Origin of the sequence: Pseudomonas monsensis (assembly GCF_014268495.2) — a bacterium.
Taxonomy (GTDB): Bacteria; Pseudomonadota; Gammaproteobacteria; order Pseudomonadales; family Pseudomonadaceae; genus Aquipseudomonas; species Aquipseudomonas monsensis.
Window position 1 is genome coordinate 3373300 of the sequence record NZ_CP077087.1, and the last position, 22192, is coordinate 3395491.

The 22192-nt window shown below is 61.7% G+C and carries 14 protein-coding genes; 9 read left to right on the forward strand and 5 right to left on the reverse strand.

From position 1 onward, the window contains the following. The first annotated feature begins 192 nt into the window (after positions 1-192). The 4 genes from HV782_RS14860 (at position 193) to HV782_RS14875 (ending at position 7638) form a co-directional block, all read left to right on the forward strand. Positions 193-3279, forward strand: a complete 3087-nt coding sequence (locus tag HV782_RS14860; protein WP_186745254.1) for an autotransporter serine protease — start codon at positions 193-195, stop codon at positions 3277-3279. Positions 3280-3335: 56 nt separating this feature from the next. Continuing rightward, positions 3336-5024: a polyurethane esterase gene (locus HV782_RS14865; protein WP_128616421.1), complete on the forward strand. Its 1689-nt coding sequence runs from the start codon at positions 3336-3338 to the stop codon at positions 5022-5024. A gap of 200 nt (positions 5025-5224) precedes the next feature. Continuing rightward, positions 5225-7078 carry a polyurethane esterase gene (locus tag HV782_RS14870; protein ID WP_186745256.1) on the forward strand — a complete coding sequence of 618 codons (1854 nt, stop codon included), beginning with the start codon at positions 5225-5227 and terminating at the stop codon, positions 7076-7078. A gap of 182 nt (positions 7079-7260) precedes the next feature. Beyond that, complete coding sequence (locus HV782_RS14875) at positions 7261-7638, forward strand: hypothetical protein (RefSeq protein WP_186745258.1); 378 nt, start codon at positions 7261-7263, stop codon at positions 7636-7638. An 83-nt stretch (positions 7639-7721) separates the two neighbouring features. Here HV782_RS14875 and HV782_RS14880 read toward each other — a convergent pair whose 3' ends face one another. Beyond that, entirely contained in the window at positions 7722-7946 is a 225-nt protein-coding gene (locus tag HV782_RS14880; RefSeq protein WP_123468612.1) for a YgdI/YgdR family lipoprotein, read from the reverse strand. A 194-nt stretch (positions 7947-8140) separates the two neighbouring features. On the opposite strand from HV782_RS14880, the gene HV782_RS14885 reads away from it, so the two are divergent. The 4 genes from HV782_RS14885 to HV782_RS14900 all read left to right on the forward strand — a co-directional run bounded on the left by HV782_RS14885 (position 8141) and on the right by HV782_RS14900 (position 14647). Next, a complete protein-coding gene (locus HV782_RS14885; RefSeq protein ID WP_186745260.1) occupies positions 8141-9793 on the forward strand; it encodes a VRR-NUC domain-containing protein in 1653 nt (550 codons plus the stop codon). Continuing rightward, entirely contained in the window at positions 9790-12108 is a 2319-nt protein-coding gene (locus HV782_RS14890; RefSeq protein WP_186745262.1) for an ATP-dependent DNA helicase, read from the forward strand. The genes HV782_RS14885 and HV782_RS14890 overlap by 4 nt, the downstream gene beginning before the upstream one ends. A gap of 5 nt (positions 12109-12113) precedes the next feature. Then, on the forward strand, positions 12114-14033 hold the full coding sequence (locus tag HV782_RS14895; protein ID WP_186745265.1) for a hybrid sensor histidine kinase/response regulator: 1920 nt from the start codon (positions 12114-12116) through the stop codon (positions 14031-14033). A gap of 77 nt (positions 14034-14110) precedes the next feature. Continuing rightward, positions 14111-14647: a hypothetical protein gene (locus HV782_RS14900; protein ID WP_064118033.1), complete on the forward strand. Its 537-nt coding sequence runs from the start codon at positions 14111-14113 to the stop codon at positions 14645-14647. A 57-nt stretch (positions 14648-14704) separates the two neighbouring features. Here the strand turns inward: HV782_RS14900 and HV782_RS14905 are convergent, their stop codons facing one another. The 4 genes from HV782_RS14905 to HV782_RS14920 form a co-directional block, all read right to left on the reverse strand. After that, a complete protein-coding gene (locus HV782_RS14905; RefSeq protein ID WP_123468620.1) occupies positions 14705-15001 on the reverse strand; it encodes a hypothetical protein in 297 nt (98 codons plus the stop codon). A 191-nt stretch (positions 15002-15192) separates the two neighbouring features. Then, the gene (locus HV782_RS14910; protein ID WP_186745267.1) at positions 15193-16536 is read right to left on the reverse strand and encodes a cation:proton antiporter; all 1344 of its coding nucleotides are present in this window, start codon (positions 16534-16536) and stop codon (positions 15193-15195) included. A 98-nt stretch (positions 16537-16634) separates the two neighbouring features. Continuing rightward, positions 16635-17492, reverse strand: coding sequence for a glucose 1-dehydrogenase (locus HV782_RS14915; RefSeq protein WP_186745269.1), 858 nt, complete (start codon positions 17490-17492; stop codon positions 16635-16637). 113 nt (positions 17493-17605) lie between these two features. Further along, a complete protein-coding gene (locus HV782_RS14920; RefSeq protein WP_186745271.1) occupies positions 17606-18760 on the reverse strand; it encodes a MalY/PatB family protein in 1155 nt (384 codons plus the stop codon). A gap of 357 nt (positions 18761-19117) precedes the next feature. On the opposite strand from HV782_RS14920, the gene fdnG reads away from it, so the two are divergent. Then, complete coding sequence (gene fdnG, locus HV782_RS14925; RefSeq protein WP_186745273.1) at positions 19118-22183, forward strand: formate dehydrogenase-N subunit alpha; 3066 nt, start codon at positions 19118-19120, stop codon at positions 22181-22183. The last annotated feature ends 9 nt before the right edge of the window (positions 22184-22192 follow it).

The following is a 22192-nucleotide window of genomic DNA, read 5'->3' on the forward strand; positions in this document are numbered from 1 at the left end:
TGCGGCAGGCTGCGCAAACACAGACCTGTGGCGAGGGGATTTATCCCCGTTCGGCTGCGCAGCAGTCGCAGACCCATACGACTCGGTTTGCCTGAAAGGTTGCAGGGGGCCGCTTAAATCCCCTCGCCACAAGGCAGTGCATGCATTCGAGATAAACGGATTTTTCGCAACATCACTAAGGAAGGTCGCTGGATGAATAACAACAATACCCCCGCGCAAACGGGTGGCCGCTTTGCCCTGAAAACCCTCACGTGCGCCGTGTTGTGCGCACTGACCAGTTGGGGCACCGCGCACGCGGCGCCCTACGTGGAAAACGGTCGCAAGGGTGATCCCTCGAGTTGGCGCAGCGCCGAATTCCAGGCCGACTGGGGCCTGGGTGCGATCGGTGCCGATTACGCCTATGCCGCCGGCTATACCGGCAAAGGCGTGAAGCTGGGCATTTTCGACCAGCCGGTGTACGCCGCGCATCCGGAGTTCTCCGGCAGCAACAAGGTGATCACCCTGGTCACGCGCGGGATCCGCGAATACACCGACCCGTACATTCCGGTGAAGGCGGGTGATGCGTTCCTGTACGACGGCTCGCCCTCGGTCGGCTCCGACGGCAAGCTCGGTGCCCACGGCACCCACGTCGGGGGTATCGCCGCTGGCAGTCGTGACGGCGGGCCGATGCACGGCGTAGCGTTCGGCGCACAGATCATCAGCGCCGACAACGGCGACCCCGGCCCGGAAGACGGTATCGTGCGCGGTAATGACGGCGCGGTGTACAAGGCCGGTTGGGATGCGCTGATCGCCAGCGGCGCGCGGATCATCAACAACAGCTGGGGCATCGGCATCACCGACCGTTTCGACCTCGGTGGCCGCGATCCGGCGTACCCGCACTTCACCGTCAACGACGCGCAATTGCAGTTCAACGAAATCCGCACGCTGCTCGGCACCAAACCCGGCGGCGCCTACGACGGTGCAATCGCGGCGGCCCGCAGCGGTATCGTGACGATCTTCGCCGCCGGTAACGACTACAACCTCAACAACCCGGACGCCATCGCCGGCCTCGGCTATTTCGTCCCGGACATCGCGCCCAACTGGATCACCGTCGCTGCGTTGCAGAAGAACCCGGACCTGGCCAGCGCCAACCCGTACATCATGAGCACGTTCTCTTCGCGTTGCGGCTACACCGCGAGTTTCTGCGTCTCGGCGCCAGGCACGAAAATCTACAGCGCGATCATCGAAGGCACCAACGCCGACAACCTGACCACCGGTTACAAAAATTACAATGGCACCTCGATGGCCGCGCCACACGTGGCCGGCTCGATGGCGGTGCTGATGGAGCGCTTCCCGTACATGTCCGGCGACCAGGTCGCCACGGTGCTGCGCACCACCGCCACCGACCTCGGCGCACCGGGCATCGACGCCCTGTACGGCTGGGGCATGATCAACTTGCGCAAGGGCATCGACGGCCCGGCGATGTTCGTCAACGAGCAGGACATCCCCGAAGAGTTCCGCATTCAGGGGGCTTACGGCTCCGGTCAGTTCGTCGCTGATTTGCCGGGTATCGGCGCGATCATCGACAAGGGCAAGCCCACCGAGCGTGTCTGCAACGACATCACCTGCGGCCTCGACACCTGGCGCAACGATATTTCCGGTCATGGCGGTTTGACCAAGCAGGGCCTCGGCACTCTGGTGTTGACCGGCAACAACACCTACAGCGGCCCGACCCTGGTCAATCAGGGACGACTGGCGATCAACGGTTCGCTGCAATCGGCGGTGACCGTGAATGACGGCGGCGTCCTCGGCGGTAACGGCCATATTGGCGCGCTGTCGGTGAAAAGCGGCGGTACCGTGGCACCCGGCAACTCCATCGGCACCTTGAACGTGGCCGGCGACGTGACCTTCGCCCCGGGCTCGACCTATGCCGTTGAACTGTCGCCGACCAGCAGCGACCAGATCATCGCCACCGGCAAAGCGGTGATTGAAGGCGCGACGGTGAGCATGTCCCTGGAAAACAGCCCGACCTTGCTGACCACCAGCGAAGTGCAAAGCCTGCTCGGCACCCGCTACAACATCCTGCAAGCAGCGGGCGGGATCGAAGGCCGCTTCGGTCAGGTATTGCCGGATTACGCGTTCCTCGGTGGCATCCTCGATTACTCGGCGGGCGGTATCCAGCTGGCGGTCGGGCGCAACGAAGCCTCCTTCGCCAGCGTCGGCCTGACGCCGAACCAGCGTGCGGTCGGTGCTGCTGCCGAACGGCTGGGCGCGGGCAATGCGCTGTTCGAAACCTTGCTGTTGTCGCCGAACGCGGCCTCGGCGCAACAGGCCTTCCAGCAACTGTCCGGCGAAATCCACCCGGCTATCGGCACGCTGTTGATCAACGACAGCCGTTACCTGCGTGAGGCAGTGGGCGAGCGTCTGCGCGAACGTGACCTGTTCAACGCCGGTGCACCGACCGATGACCGCAGCAACGCCTGGGTCAAGGTCCTGGGTTCGTGGGGCAAGAGCGATGGCGGGCATGACAATGCCGACTCCAACAGCTCGATCAGTGGTTTGCTGGCCGGTGTCGACGGCTTGATTGCTGAAGATACTCGCTTGGGTTTCGTTACCGGTTACAGCGACAGCTCGTTGAACATGGGCAGTGGCACGCATTCGTCGGCGTCGGTCGACAGCTACCACTTGGGTGCGTACTTGGGGCATCAGATCGACGCATTGCGCCTGACCGCCGGTGCGGCCTACAGCTGGCATCGCGTGGACGTGAAGCGTGAACTGCAGTTCGGTGGTGTCAGCGGCAGACAGAAAACCAAGCACGACGCCGCCACGACTCAGGTGTTCACTGAAGCGGCTTACGACCTGGGCCTGCAACCGATGAACCTGGAGCCGTTCGCCAATCTGTCGTACGTGCACCTGAACACCGAAAGCTTCACCGAAAAGGGTGACGCGGCGGCGCTCAAAAGCGGCGAAGACAACCGCGACGTGGTGCTCTCGACCCTGGGTGTGCGTGCCAAGCGCACGTTTGCCGTGTCGGACCAGCATCAGCTGGAACTGGGGGCGAGCCTTGGCTGGCAGCACAACCTGAGCAGCGTCGATGCGGACAGCCACCTGGCCTTCGCCAATGGCAACAGCGCGTTCACCGTGCAGAGCGTGTCGATGGATCGTGATGCGGCGGTGGTGGGCGTACGCGCCGGTCTGGCGCTCAATCGCGATGTGCGGGTGAACCTGGATTACAACGGGCTGATCGGTAACAACGAGAAGAACCACGGCGTGGGTCTGACCCTCGACTGGCAGTTCTAAGGCATGCCGGCAGTTCTTGCGAGAACTGCCGGTCTTGAAGGAAGAGAGGGCACAGCATGGGACTGTTCGATTACAAGAATGCTGATGGCAAAGCGTTGTACAGCGACGCCATCGCGCTGACGTTGTACGCCTACACACCGACCGGCAAACCGTTGCCCGCGACGGCCTGGGCCCCGGTGACCGCGACGGCGCTGGGCTATCAGGGCAAGGTTGGCGACAAGGGCACGTTCTTCGGCGAGAAAGACGGCTTTACCAGCGCCGAAGCCGAAGTGCTCGGCAAGTACGACGCCTCCGGCAAACTGATCGGTATCGGTGTGGCCTTCCGTGGTACCGGCGGGCTGGACTACAGCGACACCTTCGGCGACATGAAAAACAATCTGCTGGCGGCGTTCGGGCCAGCGGATTATGCGAGCAACTACGCGAAAAACGCCTTCGACAACCTGCTCAAGGCCGTCGCTGCGTTTGCCATCGCCAATGGCATCGCTGCCAAGGACGTCTTGATCAGCGGCCACAGCCTCGGCGGGCTCGGGGTCAACAGCGTGGCCGAGTTGAGTGCAAACAATTGGGGCGGGTTCTTCAAGGACGCCAACTACATTGCGTTTGCCTCGCCGACCCAGAGCAGCACCGGCAACAATGTATTGAACATCGGCTATGAGAACGACCCGGTGTTCCGCGTGCTTGATGGCACCACGTTCAGCAGCGCCTCGATGGGCAAGCACGACAAGCCGCATGATTCGACTACCGACAACATCGTCAACTTCAACGACCACTATGCGTCCACCGCACAGAACCTGGTGCCGTTCAGCATCATCAATCCGCTGAGCTGGTCGGCGCACAGTTCGCTGGGGTATGCCGATGGCTTGAATCGGGTGATCGACTCGAAGTTCTACAACCTCACCGACAAGGACTCGACGATCATCGTCTCCAACCTGGAGCAAGCATCCCGGGGCAAAACCTGGGTCGAGGACCTCGGGCGCAGCGGCGAGCCGCACACCGGCAGCACCTTCATCATCGGCACCGACAGCAACGACTGGCTCAAGGGCGGGGCGGGCAACGACTTCCTTGAAGGCCGTGCCGGCGATGACCGGTTCCGTGACGACGGTGGCTTCAACATCCTGCTCGGTGGCCAGGGTCACAACACCTTCGAATTGCAGAAACCGTTGCAGAACTTCAGCTTCGCCAACGACGGAGACGGCACGCTGTACGTGCGCGACGCCTACGGCGGCATCAGCATGACTCGCGACATCGGTGCGCTGGTGAGCAAGGAGGCGGGGTCGTGGTGGGGCAGCAAGGACATCACCTGGGGCGTCACGGCCAAGGGCTTGAGCAATGGCAACCAACTGACCCAGTACACCCATTCGCTCAACGGCGATGCGTACGGCAATGCGTTGCACGCGACCGCCGACGGTGACTGGCTGTTCGGCCTCGGTGGCGACGACAAACTGGTCAGCGACAAGGGCCACGTGACCTTCGTCGGCGGCGCCGGAAACGACGTGATGACGGCGGTGGGTGGCAACAACACCTTCCTGTTCAGCGGCGCGTTCGGCTTCGATGCCATCAATGGCTACCAGGGCAGCGACAAACTGGTGTTCATGGGCGTCGAAGGCGCGGGGCAGGGCTACGACTACAAGCAGCACGCCTCGCAGTCCGGGGCCGACACCGTGCTGAAGATTGGCGACTATGCCGTGACCCTGATCGGGGTGGGAGTGGCTAACCTGTCGGACTCGGCATTCGTTTTTGCCTAGTACTCCCTGCAGGAGCGAGCCTGCTCGCGATAGCGGTGTGTCAGTTTGCATTTATTAATCAGACACATCGCTATCGCCAGCAGCCTCACTCCTGCAGTTAAACGCTAAACGTAGTTTCTGAAATGCTCCGGGGCGTCCCCCAAGGGGCGCCCTGGCTGTGAGCTATCTCTGACAATTCCAACAAAAGAGAGGCAATAGCAATGGGTGTGTTTGACTACAAAAACTTCGGCACAGCCGATTCCAAGGCGCTGTTCAGCGACGCCATGGCGATCACGCTGTATTCCTACCACAACCTCGATAACGGCTTTGCCACGGGTTATCAGCACAACGGCTTCGGCCTTGGCCTGCCGGCCACGCTGGTCACGGCGTTGCTGGGCGGCACGGACTCCCAGGGGGTTATCCCCGGCATTCCGTGGAACCTCGATTCGGAAAAACTCGCCCTCGACGCCGTGAAGAAGGCCGGCTGGACGCCGATCACCGCGTCGCAACTGGGGTATGAAGGCAAGACCGACGCACGCGGCACCTTCTTCGGCGAGAAGGCCGGTTACGCTACCGCGCAGGTCGAAATCCTCGGCAAGTACGACGCCCAGGGCCATCTGACGGAAATCGGCATCGCCTTTCGCGGCACCAGCGGCCCGCGGGAAAACTTGATCCTCGACTCCATCGGCGATGTGATCAACGACCTGCTGGCGGCGTTCGGTCCCAAGGACTACGCCAGGAACTACGTCGGTGAAGCCTTCGGCAACCTGCTCAGTGATGTCGTGGCGTTCGCCAAGGCCAACGGCCTGACCGGCAAGGACGTGCTGGTCAGCGGCCACAGCCTCGGCGGGCTGGCAGTCAACAGCATGGCCGACCTGAGCGGCGGCAAATGGGGCGGCTTCTTCGCCGATTCCAACTACATTGCCTACGCCTCACCGACCCAGAGCAGCACCGACAAGGTGCTCAACGTCGGTTACGAAAACGATCCGGTATTCCGCGCCCTCGACGGCTCGAACTTCACCGGCGCCTCGATCGGCGTGCACGACGCGCCGAAGGAATCGGCCACCGACAACATCGTCAGCTTCAACGATCACTACGCCTCGACCGCGTGGAATCTGCTGCCGTTCTCGATCCTCAACATCCCGACCTGGATCTCACACCTGCCGACTGCTTACGGCGACGGCATGAACCGGATCATCGAGTCGAAGTTCTACGACCTGACCAGCAAGGACTCGACGATCATCGTCGCCAACCTGTCGGACCCGGCGCGCGCCAATACCTGGGTGCAGGACCTCAATCGCAATGCCGAAACCCACAAGGGCAGCACCTTTATCATCGGCAGCGACGCCAACGACCTGATCCAGGGCGGCAGTGGCAACGACTATCTGGAGGGCCGCGCCGGCAACGACACCTTCCGCGACAGTGGCGGCTACAACGTCATCCTCGGCGGCGCCGGCAATAACACCCTCGACTTGCAGAAATCGGTGAACACCTTCGACTTTGCCAACGACGGCGCCGGCAACCTGTACATCCGCGATGCCAAAGGCGGGATCAGCATCACCCGCGATATCGGCAGCATCGTCACCAAGGAGCCGGGCTTCCTCTGGGGGCTGTTCAAGGACGACGTGACCCACAGCGTCACCAGCAGCGGCTTGAAGGTCGGCAACAACCTCACCGCGTATGAGTCGAGCGTCAAAGGCAGCAGCGGTGCCGACACACTCAAGGCGCATGCTGGCGGTGACTGGCTGTTCGGGCTCGATGGCAACGATCATCTGGTGGGTGGCGCCGGTAATGACGTCTTCGTCGGTGGCGCCGGCAACGACCTGATGGAGTCGGGCGGCGGGGCGGACACGTTCCTGTTCAACGGGGCGTTCGGCCAGGACCGGGTGGTCGGGTTTACGTCCAACGACAAACTGGTGTTCCTGGGCGTGCAGGGGGTGTTGCCGACCGATGACTTGCGTGCCCATGCCGCGACAGTGGGGCAGGACACGGTGCTGACGTTTGGCAATGATTCGGTGACGCTGGTCGGGGTTGCGCTCAATAGCTTGAGTGCCGACGGTATTGTGATCGCCTGATATTGATTGGCAACACACAACCTGTGGCGAGGGCGCTGGCTCCCTCGCCACAATCGGGTGCTGGAAGTGACTCGATGGCCATTCTCTGACTCAAACCCTGTGCAAACAGGAAAAGCGGCCTAAAGCCAGAACGTGCACACACGTTCTATAGCTAGCCGCCATTGAGTACAGGAGATTCACACGTGAGAAGTTTCAAGGGGTCTATCGGTTTCGTCGGACTGGCGCTGTGTTCCGCCAATGTCTGGGCCGATCTGCCTCAAACCTCGATTCTGAGCCGTTACGGCACCAGCATCGAGCAACTGCCGAGCCCGGCCAAGACCAAAGCGGTCGAGCCGGTCGAGGAGAAAAGCCGTTTTCAGATCCAGCCCGAACAGCCCTTCGTGACTATTCGCCTGGGTGACGGCAAACCACCGCCGCAAACCACAGGCAATCCGAGCATTGACCGCATGGCCCAGCAGGACCTGGAGCGTTGCCAGCGCCTGCAAGGCGAATTGGTACGACGTGGCGGCAGCTACTTCAGTTGCGACAACAGCATCCCGGGCATGCCCGCTTTCGAATAACCCGAGACGCCTGTGCAGGAGCTGCCGAGGCGGCGATCTTGATCGTTCCCACGCACAGCGTGGGAACGAACGGCAGCAGGGTGTCAGTCTTCTTCGCGAACAGTGGCAACCTCATCGGCGCGCACTTTCACCTTGGCCCCGGAAATATCCTCGAATTCATAGAAACCGTCCTTGGTTTTGGTCTTCGGCATGTCCTTGGTCAAATACTGAGTGCCGTTCTGCAGGGTGACCACGGTCTGGGTCGAGCAACCGCCCAAAGCCAGCAAAGCCGCAACTGCCAGAGGAATGCCCAGCGTCTTGATTTTCATACCCACTTCTAGATCCTCGTTCCATGTGATACCGAGCAATGTCGGTCTTCTAACGCGGTTGGTGCCATCACGCGGGAAAAAGTTCGATGCGCCGGTCAAAAAATGCCACTGATCCTTTTCCGTTTGCACCGGACGGGGCTGAGCTGGTATCTGTACGCATAACCAGTACTCGTTCGCCATGGCCCTGAATTTCCGTGACTGCCAATCCCCTCGACGATCCGTTCTATTACCTCAACAACTTCCGGCAAGTGCTTGACTGGCTTGAGCTGCGCTATGCCGATGTGATGAGCGCAACCGAGCACGCCTTCATTCGCGACTTCAAGGCATTGCCCAAACCGTCGCAAGGTTTGCTGGTGCGCATGGTGATGCGCAAGGGCGTGCATTTTCGTGCCGGCAAACTCGCTTATGCCGAGATCGGTGACATCGCCGAGGCTGCGCGACCGTTGCTGGAGCATGGCTGGCTGGATGAACACGCCCCCTTGGCGCTGGCCGAGGTGTTCGAGGTGTTGCTCAAGGCCGAAATCCTGCAAGCGTTCGCCGCGTTCATCGAGCAACCCAAGGGCCGCAAGGACGACTGGCTGCCCGCACTCGCCGGGCTGTTCCCGGAAACCCGCCGCCTGTGCGACTGGGCACCGTTGCTCGCCGAGCGTCTGTTCAGCCTGACCATCATGGACCTGTGCGACCGCTTGCGCCTGATGTTCTTCGGCAACCTGTACCAGGACTGGTCGGAGTTCGTCCTCGCCGACCTCGGGATCTTCACCTACGAAAAAGTCGAGTTCTGCGCCGACTCCCGTGGTCTGCGCAGCCGCGAAGACGTTGACGCCTGCCTGTTTCTGCACACCTGCCAGCTGCGCTTCGAGGCCGGCGAACCGTTGGAGATCATTGTCGAGCAGGTCAGCGCCATGCATTTCGATAACCCGTGGCTGCAACGGCGGCGTGGCAAGGTGCTGTTCCAGATCGCCCAGTATTGCGAGCGCACCACCGAGTTTGCCCTGGCCCTGAACATCTACCGCGACTGTGCCTACCCGGGCGCGCGATTGCGCATGATCCGGGTGCTGGAGCGCTGCGGTGAATACGCCTTGGCCCTGGAACTCGCCACTGTGGCGGAGCAGGCCGTGGAGAGTGCTGCCGAACAACAAGGCCTGCAACGCATCGTGCCACGGCTGCGGCGCAAACTCGGTGGTCCGCCATTGAAACGGGTGGCGGCCAGACCGGTGGAGCGCCTGGATCTGCAGCTGCTGCGCAGCGATCCAGGGTTGTCGGTCGAGTACTACGTGCAGGCCCATCTGCACGACGACGATGGCCCGGTGCATTACGTGGAAAACAGTCTGATCAATTCGCTGTTCGGCCTGTTGTGCTGGCCGGCGATTTTTGCGCCGCTGCCGGGCGCGTTCTTTCACCCGTTCCAGCGCGGGCCGGTGGATTTGCTGAATGAAGACTTTCAGCAACGCCGCGCCGAACTGTTCCAGGCCTGTCTGGCTGAGCTCGACGATGGTCGCTATGCGCAGACCATTCGCGAACGATTTGTCGCCAAGTGGGGCATCCAGTCGCCATTCGTGTTTTGGGGCGCCTTGAATGAAGCCTTGCTGGAGCAGGCACTGGCCTGTCTGCCGGCCGAACACCTGAAACACTGGTTCAACCGGCTGCTGCTCGACATCAAGGCCAACCGTGCTGGCATGCCCGACCTGATCCAGTTCTGGCCGCAGCACAAAACTTACCGGATGATCGAAGTCAAAGGCCCCGGCGACCGCTTGCAGGATAACCAGCTGCGCTGGCTGGAGTTCTGCCATCAACACCAGATGCCGGTTGCCGTGTGTTACGTGCAATGGGCGGAGCAGAGCGCTTGAGCTACAGCATTGCCGTGCGCGCACTGTGCGAGTTCACCGCGAAATGCGGCGACCTCGACCTGCGTTTCACACCGTCCCCCACAGCGCTGGAAGGCATTGCCGGGCATCGTACCGTGGCTTCGCGGCGTAGCGAGCAGTATCAAAGTGAAGTCGCGCTGGAAGGCGAGTACCTGCAACTGAAGGTCAAGGGCAGGGCGGATGGCTACGACCCTGCGCAAAACTGCCTCGAAGAGGTCAAAACCTACCGTGGCGACCTGAGCAAGCAACCGGCCAATCATCGGCAATTGCACTGGGCGCAGGCCAAGGTTTACGGCTGGTTGATGTGCCGCAAGCTCGATGTGCAGCAGATCAACCTGGCGCTGGTGTATTTCGACATCGTCAGCGAGAAGGAAACCTGCCTGGTCGAAGCCTTCGACGCCAAGACCCTGCAGGACTTCTTCGAGCACCAATGCCGCTTGTTTCTGCATTGGGCCGAACAGGAAATGGCGCACCGTGATGCGCGTAATCGAGCGGCGCAGCACCTTAGCTTTCCCCATGCCGGTTTTCGCCCCGGCCAGCGGCACCTGGCCGAATCGGTGTTCAAGGCCGTCAGCACCGGTCGTTGTCTGATGGCCCAGGCGCCGACCGGGATCGGCAAGACCCTCGGCACCCTGTTCCCGATGCTCAAGGCGCTGGCGCCGCAGCAACTGGACAAGGTGTTCTTCCTGACCGCCAAGACCCCCGGGCGCAAACTGGCGCTGGACGCCAGTCAGGTGTTGTTCGATCAGACGCCGACATTGCCCTTGCGGGTCCTGGAAATGGTCGCCCGGGACAAGGCCTGCGAACACCCGGACAAGGCCTGTCACGGTGAATCCTGTCCCCTGGCGCAAGGCTTCTACGATCGTTTGCCCGCCGCCCGCGAAGCGGCCAGTCGCATCAACCTGCTTGATCAGGCGGCCATGCGCGACGTCGCCGCGCAACACTCGGTCTGTCCGTATTACCTGAGCCAGGAAATGGCCCGCTGGGCCGACGTGGTGGTAGCCGACTACAACTATTATTTCGACTTCAGTGCTTTGCTGTTCGGGCTGGCCCAGCTCAATCAGTGGAAAGTCGCCGTCCTGGCAGACGAGGCGCACAACCTGGTGGAGCGCGGCCGGCAGATGTACAGCGCCAGTCTGGATCAGGGCACCTTCGGCAGCGTGCGCAAAACCGCCCCGCAGGCGCTGAAAAACGTCCTGCAACGGGTCAACCGCGAGTGGAACGCGTTGCATGCGCCGCAACTGGCGCCGTATCAGGCCTACGACAAGGCGCCGGAAAAACTGCTGCAAGCGATCTCGCTGTGCTGCGCGGCCATCGGCGATTACCTCAACGATCACCCGCAAGGGCTCGACAGCGGTTTGCAGAATGTCTACTTCGACCTGCTGCAATTTGGCCGGGTCGCGGAGCTGTACGACGAGCATTATCTGTTCGACATCAGCAAGCGCGACCTCGATCGCAAGCGACCGCTGTCGCAACTGTGCCTGCGCAATGTGGTGCCGGCCGCGTTCATCGGCCCGCGCCTGAAAGCGGCGCGCAGCAGCGTATTGTTTTCCGCCACCCTCAGCCCGCGCCGCTATTACGCCGACCTGCTCGGGACACCCGCCGATACCGTGTGCATCGACGTAGAGTCGCCGTTCAGCGCCGAGCAGTTGCAGGTGCACATCGTCAGCCGCATTTCTACGCGCTTCAACCATCGCCAGGCTTCGCTGGCGCCCATCGTCGAGCTGATCGCTCGCCAGTTCAGCGAACGGCCGGGCAACTATCTGGCGTTCTTCAGCAGCTTTGACTACTTGCAACAGGTCGCGCAGTTGCTGGCCGAACGGCACCCGCACATCACCTTGTGGCAGCAATCACGGGGCATGGCCGAAGGGCAGCGTCAGGCGTTCCTCGATCAGTTCACCGCCGACAGCCAGGGCGTCGGGTTTGCGGTGCTGGGCGGCGCCTTCGGGGAAGGCATCGACTTGCCCGGCGCCCGCCTGATCGGTGCGTTCATCGCCACCCTGGGGCTGGCGCAGCTCAACCCGGTCAATGAACAGATGAAGCAGCGCATGGCGGCGATTTTCGGCGCCGGCTACGACTACACCTACCTGTTTCCCGGGGTACAGAAAGTGGTGCAGGCCGCCGGTCGCGTGATCCGTACCCGCGAGGATCGCGGCGTGGTGATGCTGATCGACGATCGCTTTGCCGAGCATCGCATTCAGCAACTGCTGCCGCGCTGGTGGGCGATCGATAACGAGCCCGCCGCTTCCCAAATCGACGGATTCACGCATACTCCTGCTCATATCAGTGTGCGGTGAGTGGAATGAGCGATAACAGCAAGACCGGGGCGATGGAGGAGATGCGATTTCGGCTCCTGATCGATGCGGTGGTCGATTACGCGATCTACATGATCGACCCCGACGGCATCATCACCAGCTGGAACTCCGGCGCGAAACGCTTCAAGGGCTATGAAGAGGCGGAAATTCTCGGCGAGCACTTTTCAAGGTTCTACACCACGGACGATCGCGCTGCCGGATTGCCGCAGCGGGCGCTGGATACGGCGGTCCGCGAAGGACGATATGAAGGTGAAGGCTGGCGGGTGCGCAAGGACGGCACGAATTTCTGGTGCCACGTGGTGATCGACCCGATCATCGCGCCGGATGGCCGCTTGCTCGGTTTCGCCAAGATCACCCGCGACCTGACCGATCGCAAAATGGCCGAGGAAACCCTCAAGCGAAGTGAGCAGCAGTTCCGCCTGCTGGTGCAAGGCGTTACCGACTACGCGATTTATATGCTCAGCCCGGAAGGCCGCGTCAGTAACTGGAATCAGGGTGCACAACGCATCAAGGGCTATACGCCGGAAGAAATCATCGGTGAGCATTTTTCGGTTTTCTACACCCCCGAAGACCGTGAACTCGGCGAGCCGGCGCGGGCCCTGGACATCGCCACCCGCGAAGGCCGCTTTGAGAACAGGAGCTGGCGCGTACGCAAGGATGGCACGCGTTTTCTCGCGCACGTGGTAGTCGATGCGATTCGCGGGGAAACCGGGACGCTGCTGGGGTTTGCCAAGATCACCCGTGACGTGACGCAAGCCCATGAGGCGCAACTGGCCCTGGAAAAGACCCGCGAGGCGTTGTTCCAGGCGCAGAAGATGCAGGCCATCGGTCAGCTCAGCGGCGGCATCGCCCATGACTTCAACAACCTGCTGACGGTGATCCTGGGCAACCTGGAAATTCTGCAGAAACGCATCGGTGACGAACCGAAAATCAGCCGCTTGCTGGAGAACGCCACCCAGGGCGCCTTGCGCGGTGTGTCGCTGACCCAGCGCATGCTGGCGTTCGCACGCCGGCAGGAACTCAAGACCGAACCGGTCGATATTCCGCAACTGGTGCAAGGCATCACCGGGCTGTTACGCAGTTCCCTGGGGCCAGGAATTCACATCGAGACACGCTTTGCGCCGAACCTTTCGCCGGTGCTGGCAGACAGCAACCAACTGGAACTGGCCGTGCTCAACCTGGCGACCAACGCCCGCGACGCCATGCCCGACGGTGGCACAGTGGTGATCAGTGCGCAGCCGGAAGTCGTGCTTGAGCAGAGTTATTCGGCGCTGACGCCGGGGCATTATGTGTGCCTGAGCCTGATCGACAGCGGCGAGGGCATGGACACAGAAACCCTGGCCCAGGCCAGGGATCCGTTTTTCACCACCAAGGGCCTGGGCAAGGGCACCGGCCTGGGCCTGTCGATGGTGCACGGCTTCATCGAGCAACTCGGTGGGCGCTTTGTCCTCAAGAGCGAAAAAGGCCATGGCACGACGGCCGAACTCTGGTTGCCGGTGATCGGCGAGGGCGTGACGGCCAAACCCTCGCGGCTGCCGGTCGAACCGATTGCAGTACCACGGCTCAGCGTACTGGTGGTGGACGACGATTCGCTGGTTTTGACCAGCACCAGCCTGTTACTCGAGGACCTGGGGCACCGGGTGATCAATGCCACGTCCGCCGCCAGGGCGCTGGCGCTGTTCGATGAGGGCGAAGTCATCGACCTGATGATCACCGACATGGCCATGCCGACCATGAGCGGCGCACAACTGGCCCACGCCGTGCGCCTGCTCAAACCCGACCTGCCGATCATCCTCGCCACCGGTTACGCCGAACGGCTCGAAGGCTTCGCCGCGCAACTGCCGCGTCTGCCCAAGCCGTTTACCCAGTTGAATCTGGTGGAAGTGATTGCCCTGGCAATGAAATGACCCGGCGGGCGATCCGGCTGAACTTGTCTGCAAACGCGCGCTTCTAAGCGTTTTCCCCACCCCGGAGCGTGCGTCTCTTGCCTCGCATATTGACCCAGCCGACCGCTGAAGAAACCCTGACCGAACATAATGCCAAGATGTTCGGTTCGCCCAAGGAGCGGCTGGATTTCTATCGCCGGGAGATCCAGTACGAAACCAGCATCCTCGCCAACCGCACCGACGCCTACCTGGCGGCGCAGTCGTTTCTGGTGATTGCCTTTGCCTCGTGCATGGCCAACCTCAACCCGGAATGGGGCAAGTTGTTCACCCTGGTGGTGCCGCCGTTTCTGGCGCTGCTCGGGCTGCTCAGTTCGCTCAATGCCTGGCCGGGCATTCGCGCCGCGTACGACATCATTGATCACTGGCACTTCAAGCAGAGTCATCTGTTGCACAGCGAGCCCTTGATGGGACTGGCATATGACGAGTCGCCGCTGTTCAGCGAAATGGAGTCGAGCCACAAGGGGTACCGCAAGTCGCTGCTGTTCTCGGTGCGCACCCCGTGGATCTTTGCCACGTTCTGGGTATTGCTGGGCAGTTATGCGGTGTTTATTCAGGTGACCAATCCGGGCGGTTGATCAGCAGGCAAAAAGCAGTCCGGCACTGATTGCCGGGCTGCTTTTTGGGGCGAGGGATCACTCGGCAATTTCAAGCTGGCGACGCAATCCCTGCGAGTTGTGCGGCGACATCGGGATCGGCGGGAAGTCTTCGTTGAGCACGCACAAATGCTCGATCGCATCGGCAAACTTCAGGTCGGCTTTACGCCGTAACGCGCGATAGTGTTCAAACTGTTCCATATCCATCTCTCGGCTTTCCAGCAGTTCGTGAGCCGCGAGGTTCAGCGCCTGCGCCTCTTCGAACAATTGGCGATTGCGTTCCAGAGCCAGCGCTCTGCAAGCCTTGATTTGCGCAGGAGTCGAGCATTCTTTCATGACCGTAACCTTATTTTTCGGGATTCCTTTTCATAGGCGTTTCGCCGCAGGGGAACCGAACCTGCCAGGCCCCGCCGAGGGGCTCGGCGAGGGATTAACGTTGTGACCGCCAAGCGTCGCGCAGAGATCCATTTTTTTTCGCAGGATTTTTAACCTTGCCATTCCGCGGGAGGAGCTACCGCAGGCTGCTCCTATAAAAGAGCTTTCTGGCGTCGTTCGTAGCGGGCAAGAATCGGCTGGGTGCTGACCCCGTGCAGCAAAATGCTCAGGGCCACCACAGACAACGTGAGGTCGGTACACAGCGTGGCGACAGCGTCGGTCAGGCCATGATTCAACGCATAAAACAGGTAGAACAGGCTGCCGATACCGCGGATGCCGAACCAGCCAATCAACAGCCGTTGCCGCCCCAGCAACAGGCCACCCCACGGCATCAGTGCAACGCAGACCGGACGGATCAGGCAGAACAACACACCGCCTACCAGCAACGCGCGCCAATCCCAGTGCGCAATCAGCACCACGCCCAGCAGGGTGACCAGAAACACTTCCATGGCCCGTTCCACCAGACTGCCGAACGACAGCATATCGCCCATCATGATGCCGGCTGCGACCTGACTGCTTTCCAGCCGTTCGGTATCGCCGTGCATCGCATGTTGCGGCTCGACGTTCTGGTGGCCGACCACCGGTTGCACCAGGTGTTCGGCGGGCGGCTGGCTGGCGCCGGTGGATTTCACTTCAACCTGACGCAAGCCAAGGCCGGCCGCAAAGACCGACAGAAAACCGTAGCCGCCGATGGCTTCGGCAACGACGTAAGCCAGGGCAATCAGCGACAACGCCAGATAGTCGTTGGGGCTCAGGGTGCTGTCGTCATTGTGGATGCGCAGCGACAGGGTCACACGGCCGATGCCGCGGCCCATCCAGTAACCGGTCAACAGGCCGGCGGGCACGGCCCACAGCAGATTGCGCAAGACCCAACCCTGCCAGTCGCCAGTCGTGCCGTCAGCGTGAATCAGCAACAGCCCGAGAATCACAAAAGGGAAGGCGATCCCGTCATTGAGCCCGGCCTCACCGGACAGCCCAAACCGCACACTGTCGACGTCCCGCGCATCATTGACCTGCACCAGGGCGGCGAGCACTGGGTCGGTTGGCGCCAGAATCGCACCGATCAGCAGCGACGGCCCCCACGGTAGCTGCAAGCCCCAATGCAACAGCAGGCATACCCCGGCGATGGTCAGCACCATCACCGGGCCCGCGAGGCCGAAGGCTATCCGCCAGCGTTTGTCGCGCAGCGGCAAGCGCAACTTGAGGCCGCAGACGAACAGCGAAAACAGCACCGCGACTTCCGTCAGGTGCTCCATCCATAACGAGGCGTCGTCCAGCGACAGTTTCAACAGATCAAGGCCGCTGGGACCGATGCCGATCCCCAGCAGCAGACAGACCGCCGATGTGGTCACCGGCATCCAGCGCAGGTACGACGAGGTCAGCGCCAGGGTCAACAGCACAGCGCCCAGCACGGCGACCCACACGGTAAAGCTCATAAGATGCCGCCTTGGATATTGGGTGTGACTGCCGTTGTGAGCAGGCGCAGCCTTCGGCAGCGCCTGCAGGGTCGTGTTGCTGTGTGAATAGCGCGGAATCAGAGCATCGGTTTGCCACCCGTCACGCCGTAGCGCTGGCCGGTGATGTAGCTGGCTTCGTCCGACGCCAGCAGCACATAGATCGGCGCCACTTCCACTGGTTGCCCGGGGCGCCCGAGCGGGGTTTCGCTGCCGAAATTCTGGACTTCTTCATCCGGCATGGTCGAGACGATCAGCGGGGTCCAGATCGGCCCCGGTGCCACGCAGTTCACGCGGATCTCTTTCGGCCCGAGCAACTGGGCCAGGCCACCGGTGAAGTTGGCGATCGCGCCTTTAGTGGTGGCGTAGGCGAGCAGGGTCGGCTTGGGCAAATCGGAGTTGATCGAGCTGGTGTTGATGATCGACGCGCCGGGGCGCATGTGTTTGATCGCCGCCTGACACAAGCGGAAAATCGCGGTGATGTTGACGTCAAAGGTCATCACCCATTCTTCGTCGGGGATTTCTTCAAAGGTTTCGTGGGTCATCTGGAACGCGGCGTTGTTGACCAGCACGTCGATGTGGCCAAAGCGTTCGATGGTCTGGTCGACCAGCGCCTGGCAGTGGGCCTTTTGCGCGAGGTCACCGGGCAACAACAGGCACTGGCGACCGGCCTGCTCGACCCAGCGTGCGGTCTCTTTGGCGTCGTCATGTTCATCGAGATAAGCCACGACGACGTCTGCGCCTTCACGGGCAAAGGCAATCGCCACGGCGCGACCGATACCGCTGTCGGCGCCGGTGATCAGCGCAATCTTGCCGGCCAGCCGGCCGGAACCGACATAGCTTTGTTCGCCGCAGTCGGGATAAGGCTGCATTTTGCCTTGCTCGCCGGGCACCGCCTGGGCCTGTTTGGGGAAGGGGGGGGTTGGATAGTCGGTCATCGCAAATCTCCGGGTCTCATGGCAGGTATGAGAGGTTGACCCGGGCGGTTTGCCGTGAGTTCGATCAGATTTGGGGAGCTGGCAAGCCAGCTCCCACATCAATCAAAGTGTTTTCAGGTATTGCGGTCAGCCAGGGCTCGCTCCATCCGGGCAATACCGTCTTCGAGCATTGAACGCGGGCAGCCGAAGTTCAGGCGCACAAACTGTTGGTGCTGGTCACCGAAGTCCAGACCGGCGCTCAAGCCGACTTTGGCCTGTTCCAGAAAGAACTGCTGAGGATTGCCCAGATCCAGCGCCGAGCAATCGAGCCACGCCAGATACGTGCCCTGCGGCACGTTGAGGGTCACGCCGGGCAAACGGCGGCGCACGGCGTCCACCAGCCAGTCACGGTTGGCCTGCAGGTAGGTTTTCAACTCGGCCAGCCACGGCCCGGCTTCGCTGTAGGCGACGCGGGTGGCTTCCATGCCCAGCGGGTTGACACTGTCGACCATGCCGCAGCGGGCGTGGTTGACGCGTTCGCGCAGGGCGGCGTCCTGGATGATCATGAACGAGGTCTTGAGACCGGCGATGTTGTAGGCCTTGCTCGCCGACATCAGGGTGATGGTGCGGCGGGCGATTTCCGGGCTCAGGGAAGCGGTCGGGATGTGCACGCGACCGTCGAAGCACAGCTCGGCGTGGATTTCGTCGGAGATGATCCACGCGTCCCGGGCAACACAGATATCCGCCACCGCTTGCAGTTCTTCACGGCCGAACACCTTGCCGATCGGGTTGTGCGGGTTGCTCAGCAGCAGCGCGCCGCCACCGATCAGTGATTCACGCAAGCCCTCCAAGGGGGTCAGGTAAGTGCCGTCAGCCTGTGCGACGAATTCTAGCTCGACCTTGTTCAAGCCCCAGTGGCCCGGCGCATGGCGCAGCGGCGGGTAGTTGGGCACTTGCACCACGACGTTCTGTTGCGGCTGCACCAGCGCTTTCAAGGCCATGTTGAAACCGGACTCAACGCCCGGCAGAAAGATCAGCTCCTGAGGTTTGACCTGCCACGCGAACTTGTTCCAGAGGTCGGCAACGATGGCCTCGCGCAGGTTGTCCTGCGCCACGCTGTAACCCAACAGTGGGTGCAGCAGACGCTGCTGCAGTGCCTCGATCACCACCGGCGGTGCGGCGAAATCCATATCAGCGACCCACATCGGCAACACGTCGGCCGGGTAGCGGCTCCACTTGGTGCTGCCGGTGTTGTGGCGGTCGAATACCTGATCAAAATCGAAAGTCATGCGCGGTCTCGTGAAGGCGGGAATGGTCCTGCCGGCCATTCTAAGCCTCCATCCCCTGTGGGGGCGAGTTTGCTGCTTATAAGGTTCACACAATACCTGTGTGAGCGAGCTTGCTCGCGAAGGCGTCGTGCCAGTCAGCATCGTTGTCGAATGACACACCGCTTTCGCGAGCAAGCTCGCTCCCACAGGGTTTGGTGGTCTTCAGTTAAAGACCCGACAAACGGCCGACGGTCGGTTTTCACACAGACCGTGTGGTCATTGTCTACAGTGAAAAAGTCGGCACACGTTTGCCGTAACCGTGTTTGTCCAGAAAAAGCCCGGCATCAGTACCGGGTTCCACCTGATCAGGAGTGCACGATGGATCTCAGCCGTCGTCAGTTCTTCAAGGTCGCCGGTATCGGCCTTGCAGGCTCTAGCCTGGGCGCGTTGGGCATGGCCCCGACGCCAGCCTTCGCCGAGCAGGTGCGCCACTTCAAGCTTGCCCACACCCATGAAACCCGCAACACCTGCCCGTATTGCTCGGTCGGTTGCGGGTTGATCATGTACAGCCAGGGCGATACCGCGAAGAACGTAGCGCAAAGCATCATTCACATTGAGGGCGACGCCGACCACCCGGTCAACCGCGGCACCCTCTGCCCGAAAGGCGCAGGTCTTCTCGACTTCATTCACAGCCCCGGCCGTTTGCTCTACCCGCAAACGCGCAAGCCGGGCAGCAGCGAATGGACGCGAATCAGTTGGGACGAAGCGCTCGACCGCATCGTCGACCTGATGAAAGCCGACCGCGACGCCAACTTCATCGAGAAAAATGCCAACGGGCAAACAGTGAATCGCTGGCTGAGCACCGGGTTTCTCGCGGCATCGGCGGCGTCCAACGAAGCCGGCTACATCACCCAGAAGGTGATCCGCAGTCTCGGCATGCTGGGGTTCGATAACCAGGCGCGTGTCTGACACGGCCCGACGGTGGCAAGTCTTGCCCCGACGTACGGCCGTGGAGCCATGACCAACACCTGGACCGATATCGCCAACGCGAATCTGATCCTGGTGATGGGTGGCAACGCAGCAGAAGCGCATCCGTGCGGCTTCAAATGGGTGACCGAGGCCAAAGCGCACAACGCCGCGCGGCTGATCGTGGTCGATCCGCGTTTTACCCGGACCGCGTCCGTGGCCGACTATTACGCGCCGATCCGTACCGGCACCGACATCGCCTTCATGGGCGGCCTGATCAATTACCTGCTGACCACGGACAAGATCCAGCACGAATACGTGCGCAACTACACCGACATGTCGTTCATCGTCAGAGCCGGCTATGGCTTTGAGGATGGCATCTTCAGCGGCTACGACGTGGCCAAGCGCAGCTATACCGACAAATCCGGCTGGGGCTACGAGCTGGGCGAGGACGGCTTTGTCAAAGTCGACCCGACCCTGCAGGACCCGCGCTGTGTCTATCAACTGATGAAACAGCATTACAGCCGCTACAACATCGACCTCGCCAGCCAGATCTGCGGGATGCCGGTCGATGCCATGCAGAAAATCTGGGATGAGATTGCCACGTGCGCCACGCCCGGCAAGACCATGACCATTCTCTATGCGCTCGGCTGGACGCAACACTCGATCGGCGCGCAGATCATTCGCAGTGCGGCGATGGTCCAGCTGTTGCTGGGCAACGTCGGCATGCCGGGCGGCGGAGTCAACGCGTTGCGCGGGCACTCGAACATTCAGGGCCTGACCGACCTTGGCTTGCTTTCCAATGCGCTGCCGGGCTACCTGACGCTGGGCACCGACACCGAGCAGGATTACAACGCCTTCATCCACAAACGCACGCAAGTGCCGCTGCGTCCTGGGCAATTGTCGTACTGGCAGAACTACAGCAAATTCCACGTCAGCCTGATGAAGGCGTGGTACGGCGCCAATGCCACCGTCGAGAACAATTGGTGCTACGACCATCTGCCGAAACTGGACATCCCCAACTACGACGTCCTGAAGATGTTCGACCTGATGAGCCAGGGCAAGGTCAACGGCTACTTCTGCCAGGGTTTCAACCCGATCGCTGCGCTGCCCGACAAGAACCGGGTGATGGGCGCACTGGCCAAACTGAAATGGCTGGTGGTGATGGACCCGCTGGCCACCGAAACCTCGGAGTTCTGGCACAACGTCGGGCCGTACAACGACGTGAAAAGCGCCGAGATCCAGACCGAAGTCATTCGCCTGCCCACCACCTGTTTTGCCGAAGAGGACGGTTCGCTGGTCAACAGCAGCCGCTGGCTGCAATGGCACTGGAAGGGTGCCGATGGCCCAGGCGAAGCGCAGACCGACATTCGCATCATGAGCGAGCTGTTCCTGCGCCTGCGCAAGCGCTATCAGGCCGAGGGCGGCAAGTTCGCCGATCCACTGCTGAAGCTGTCGTGGCCGTACAAGATCCCCGACGAGCCTTCGCCGGAAGAACTGGCCAAGGAGATCAACGGCAGCGCCGTCGCCGACTTCACCGATGCCACCGGCGTCGCGGTCAAGGCCGGCACGCAACTGGCGGGTTTCGGCTTGCTCAAGGATGACGGCAGTACCGCATCCGGCTGCTGGATTTTCGCCGGCAGCTGGACCGAAGCCGGTAATCAGATGGCCCGGCGCGACAACGCCGATCCCTATGGCATGCATCAGCATCTGGGTTGGGCATGGGCCTGGCCGGCCAACCGGCGGATTCTCTACAACCGTGCTTCGGCGGATGTCGCCGGCAAACCGTGGGACCCGAAAAAGCGTCTGGTGTGGTGGAACGGCAAGGCCTGGGGCGGTACCGATGTGCCGGACTACAAGGCCGACGTGCCGCCGGAAGCCGGGATGAACCCGTTCATCATGAACCCCGAAGGCGTGGCGCGGTTCTTTGCCGTCGACAAGATGAACGAGGGGCCATTCCCCGAGCACTACGAGCCGTTCGAAACGCCGATCGGCATCAACCCGCTGCACCCGCAAAACAAGAAGGCCACCAGTAACCCGGCGGCGCGGATCTTCGATTCGGTTTGGGAAAGCCTCGGCGAAGCCAAGGACTTCCCGTACGCCGGCACCAGTTACCGGCTGACCGAGCATTTCCACTTCTGGAGCAAGCATTGCAAATTGAATGCGATTGCCCAGCCCGAGCAGTTCGTCGAGATCGGCGAAGTGCTGGCGAAAGAGAAGGGCATTGCCGCCGGTGATCGCGTGCGCGTCAGCTGTAAACGCGGGTTCATCGAAGCGGTGGCGGTGGTGACCAAAAGGATCCGGCCGTTGCAGGTCAACGGCCAGGTCGTGCATCAGATCGGCATCCCGCTGCACTGGGGGTTCACCGGCCTGACGCGTCACGGTTACCTGACCAACACCCTGGTGCCGTTCCTCGGCGATGGCAACACCCAGACCCCGGAATCCAAGTCATTCCTGGTCAACGTGGAGAAGCTCTGATGGAGAATC

What these genes read in the sequence shown, in the direction of transcription:
- HV782_RS14860 (WP_186745254.1), top strand. Translation starts at nt 193, where the DNA reads ATGAATAACAACAATACCCCCGCGCAAACGGGTGGCCGCTTTGCCCTG.
- HV782_RS14910 (WP_186745267.1), bottom strand. Translation starts at nt 16,536, where the DNA reads ATGAGCTTTACCGTGTGGGTCGCCGTGCTGGGCGCTGTGCTGTTGACC.
- HV782_RS14870 (WP_186745256.1), top strand. Translation starts at nt 5,225, where the DNA reads ATGGGTGTGTTTGACTACAAAAACTTCGGCACAGCCGATTCCAAGGCG.
- HV782_RS14865 (WP_128616421.1), top strand. Translation starts at nt 3,336, where the DNA reads ATGGGACTGTTCGATTACAAGAATGCTGATGGCAAAGCGTTGTACAGC.
- HV782_RS14895 (WP_186745265.1), top strand. Translation starts at nt 12,114, where the DNA reads ATGAGCGATAACAGCAAGACCGGGGCGATGGAGGAGATGCGATTTCGG.
- HV782_RS14920 (WP_186745271.1), bottom strand. Translation starts at nt 18,760, where the DNA reads ATGACTTTCGATTTTGATCAGGTATTCGACCGCCACAACACCGGCAGC.
- HV782_RS14915 (WP_186745269.1), bottom strand. Translation starts at nt 17,492, where the DNA reads ATGACCGACTATCCAACCCCCCCCTTCCCCAAACAGGCCCAGGCGGTG.
- HV782_RS14880 (WP_123468612.1), bottom strand. Translation starts at nt 7,946, where the DNA reads ATGAAAATCAAGACGCTGGGCATTCCTCTGGCAGTTGCGGCTTTGCTG.
- HV782_RS14905 (WP_123468620.1), bottom strand. Translation starts at nt 15,001, where the DNA reads ATGAAAGAATGCTCGACTCCTGCGCAAATCAAGGCTTGCAGAGCGCTG.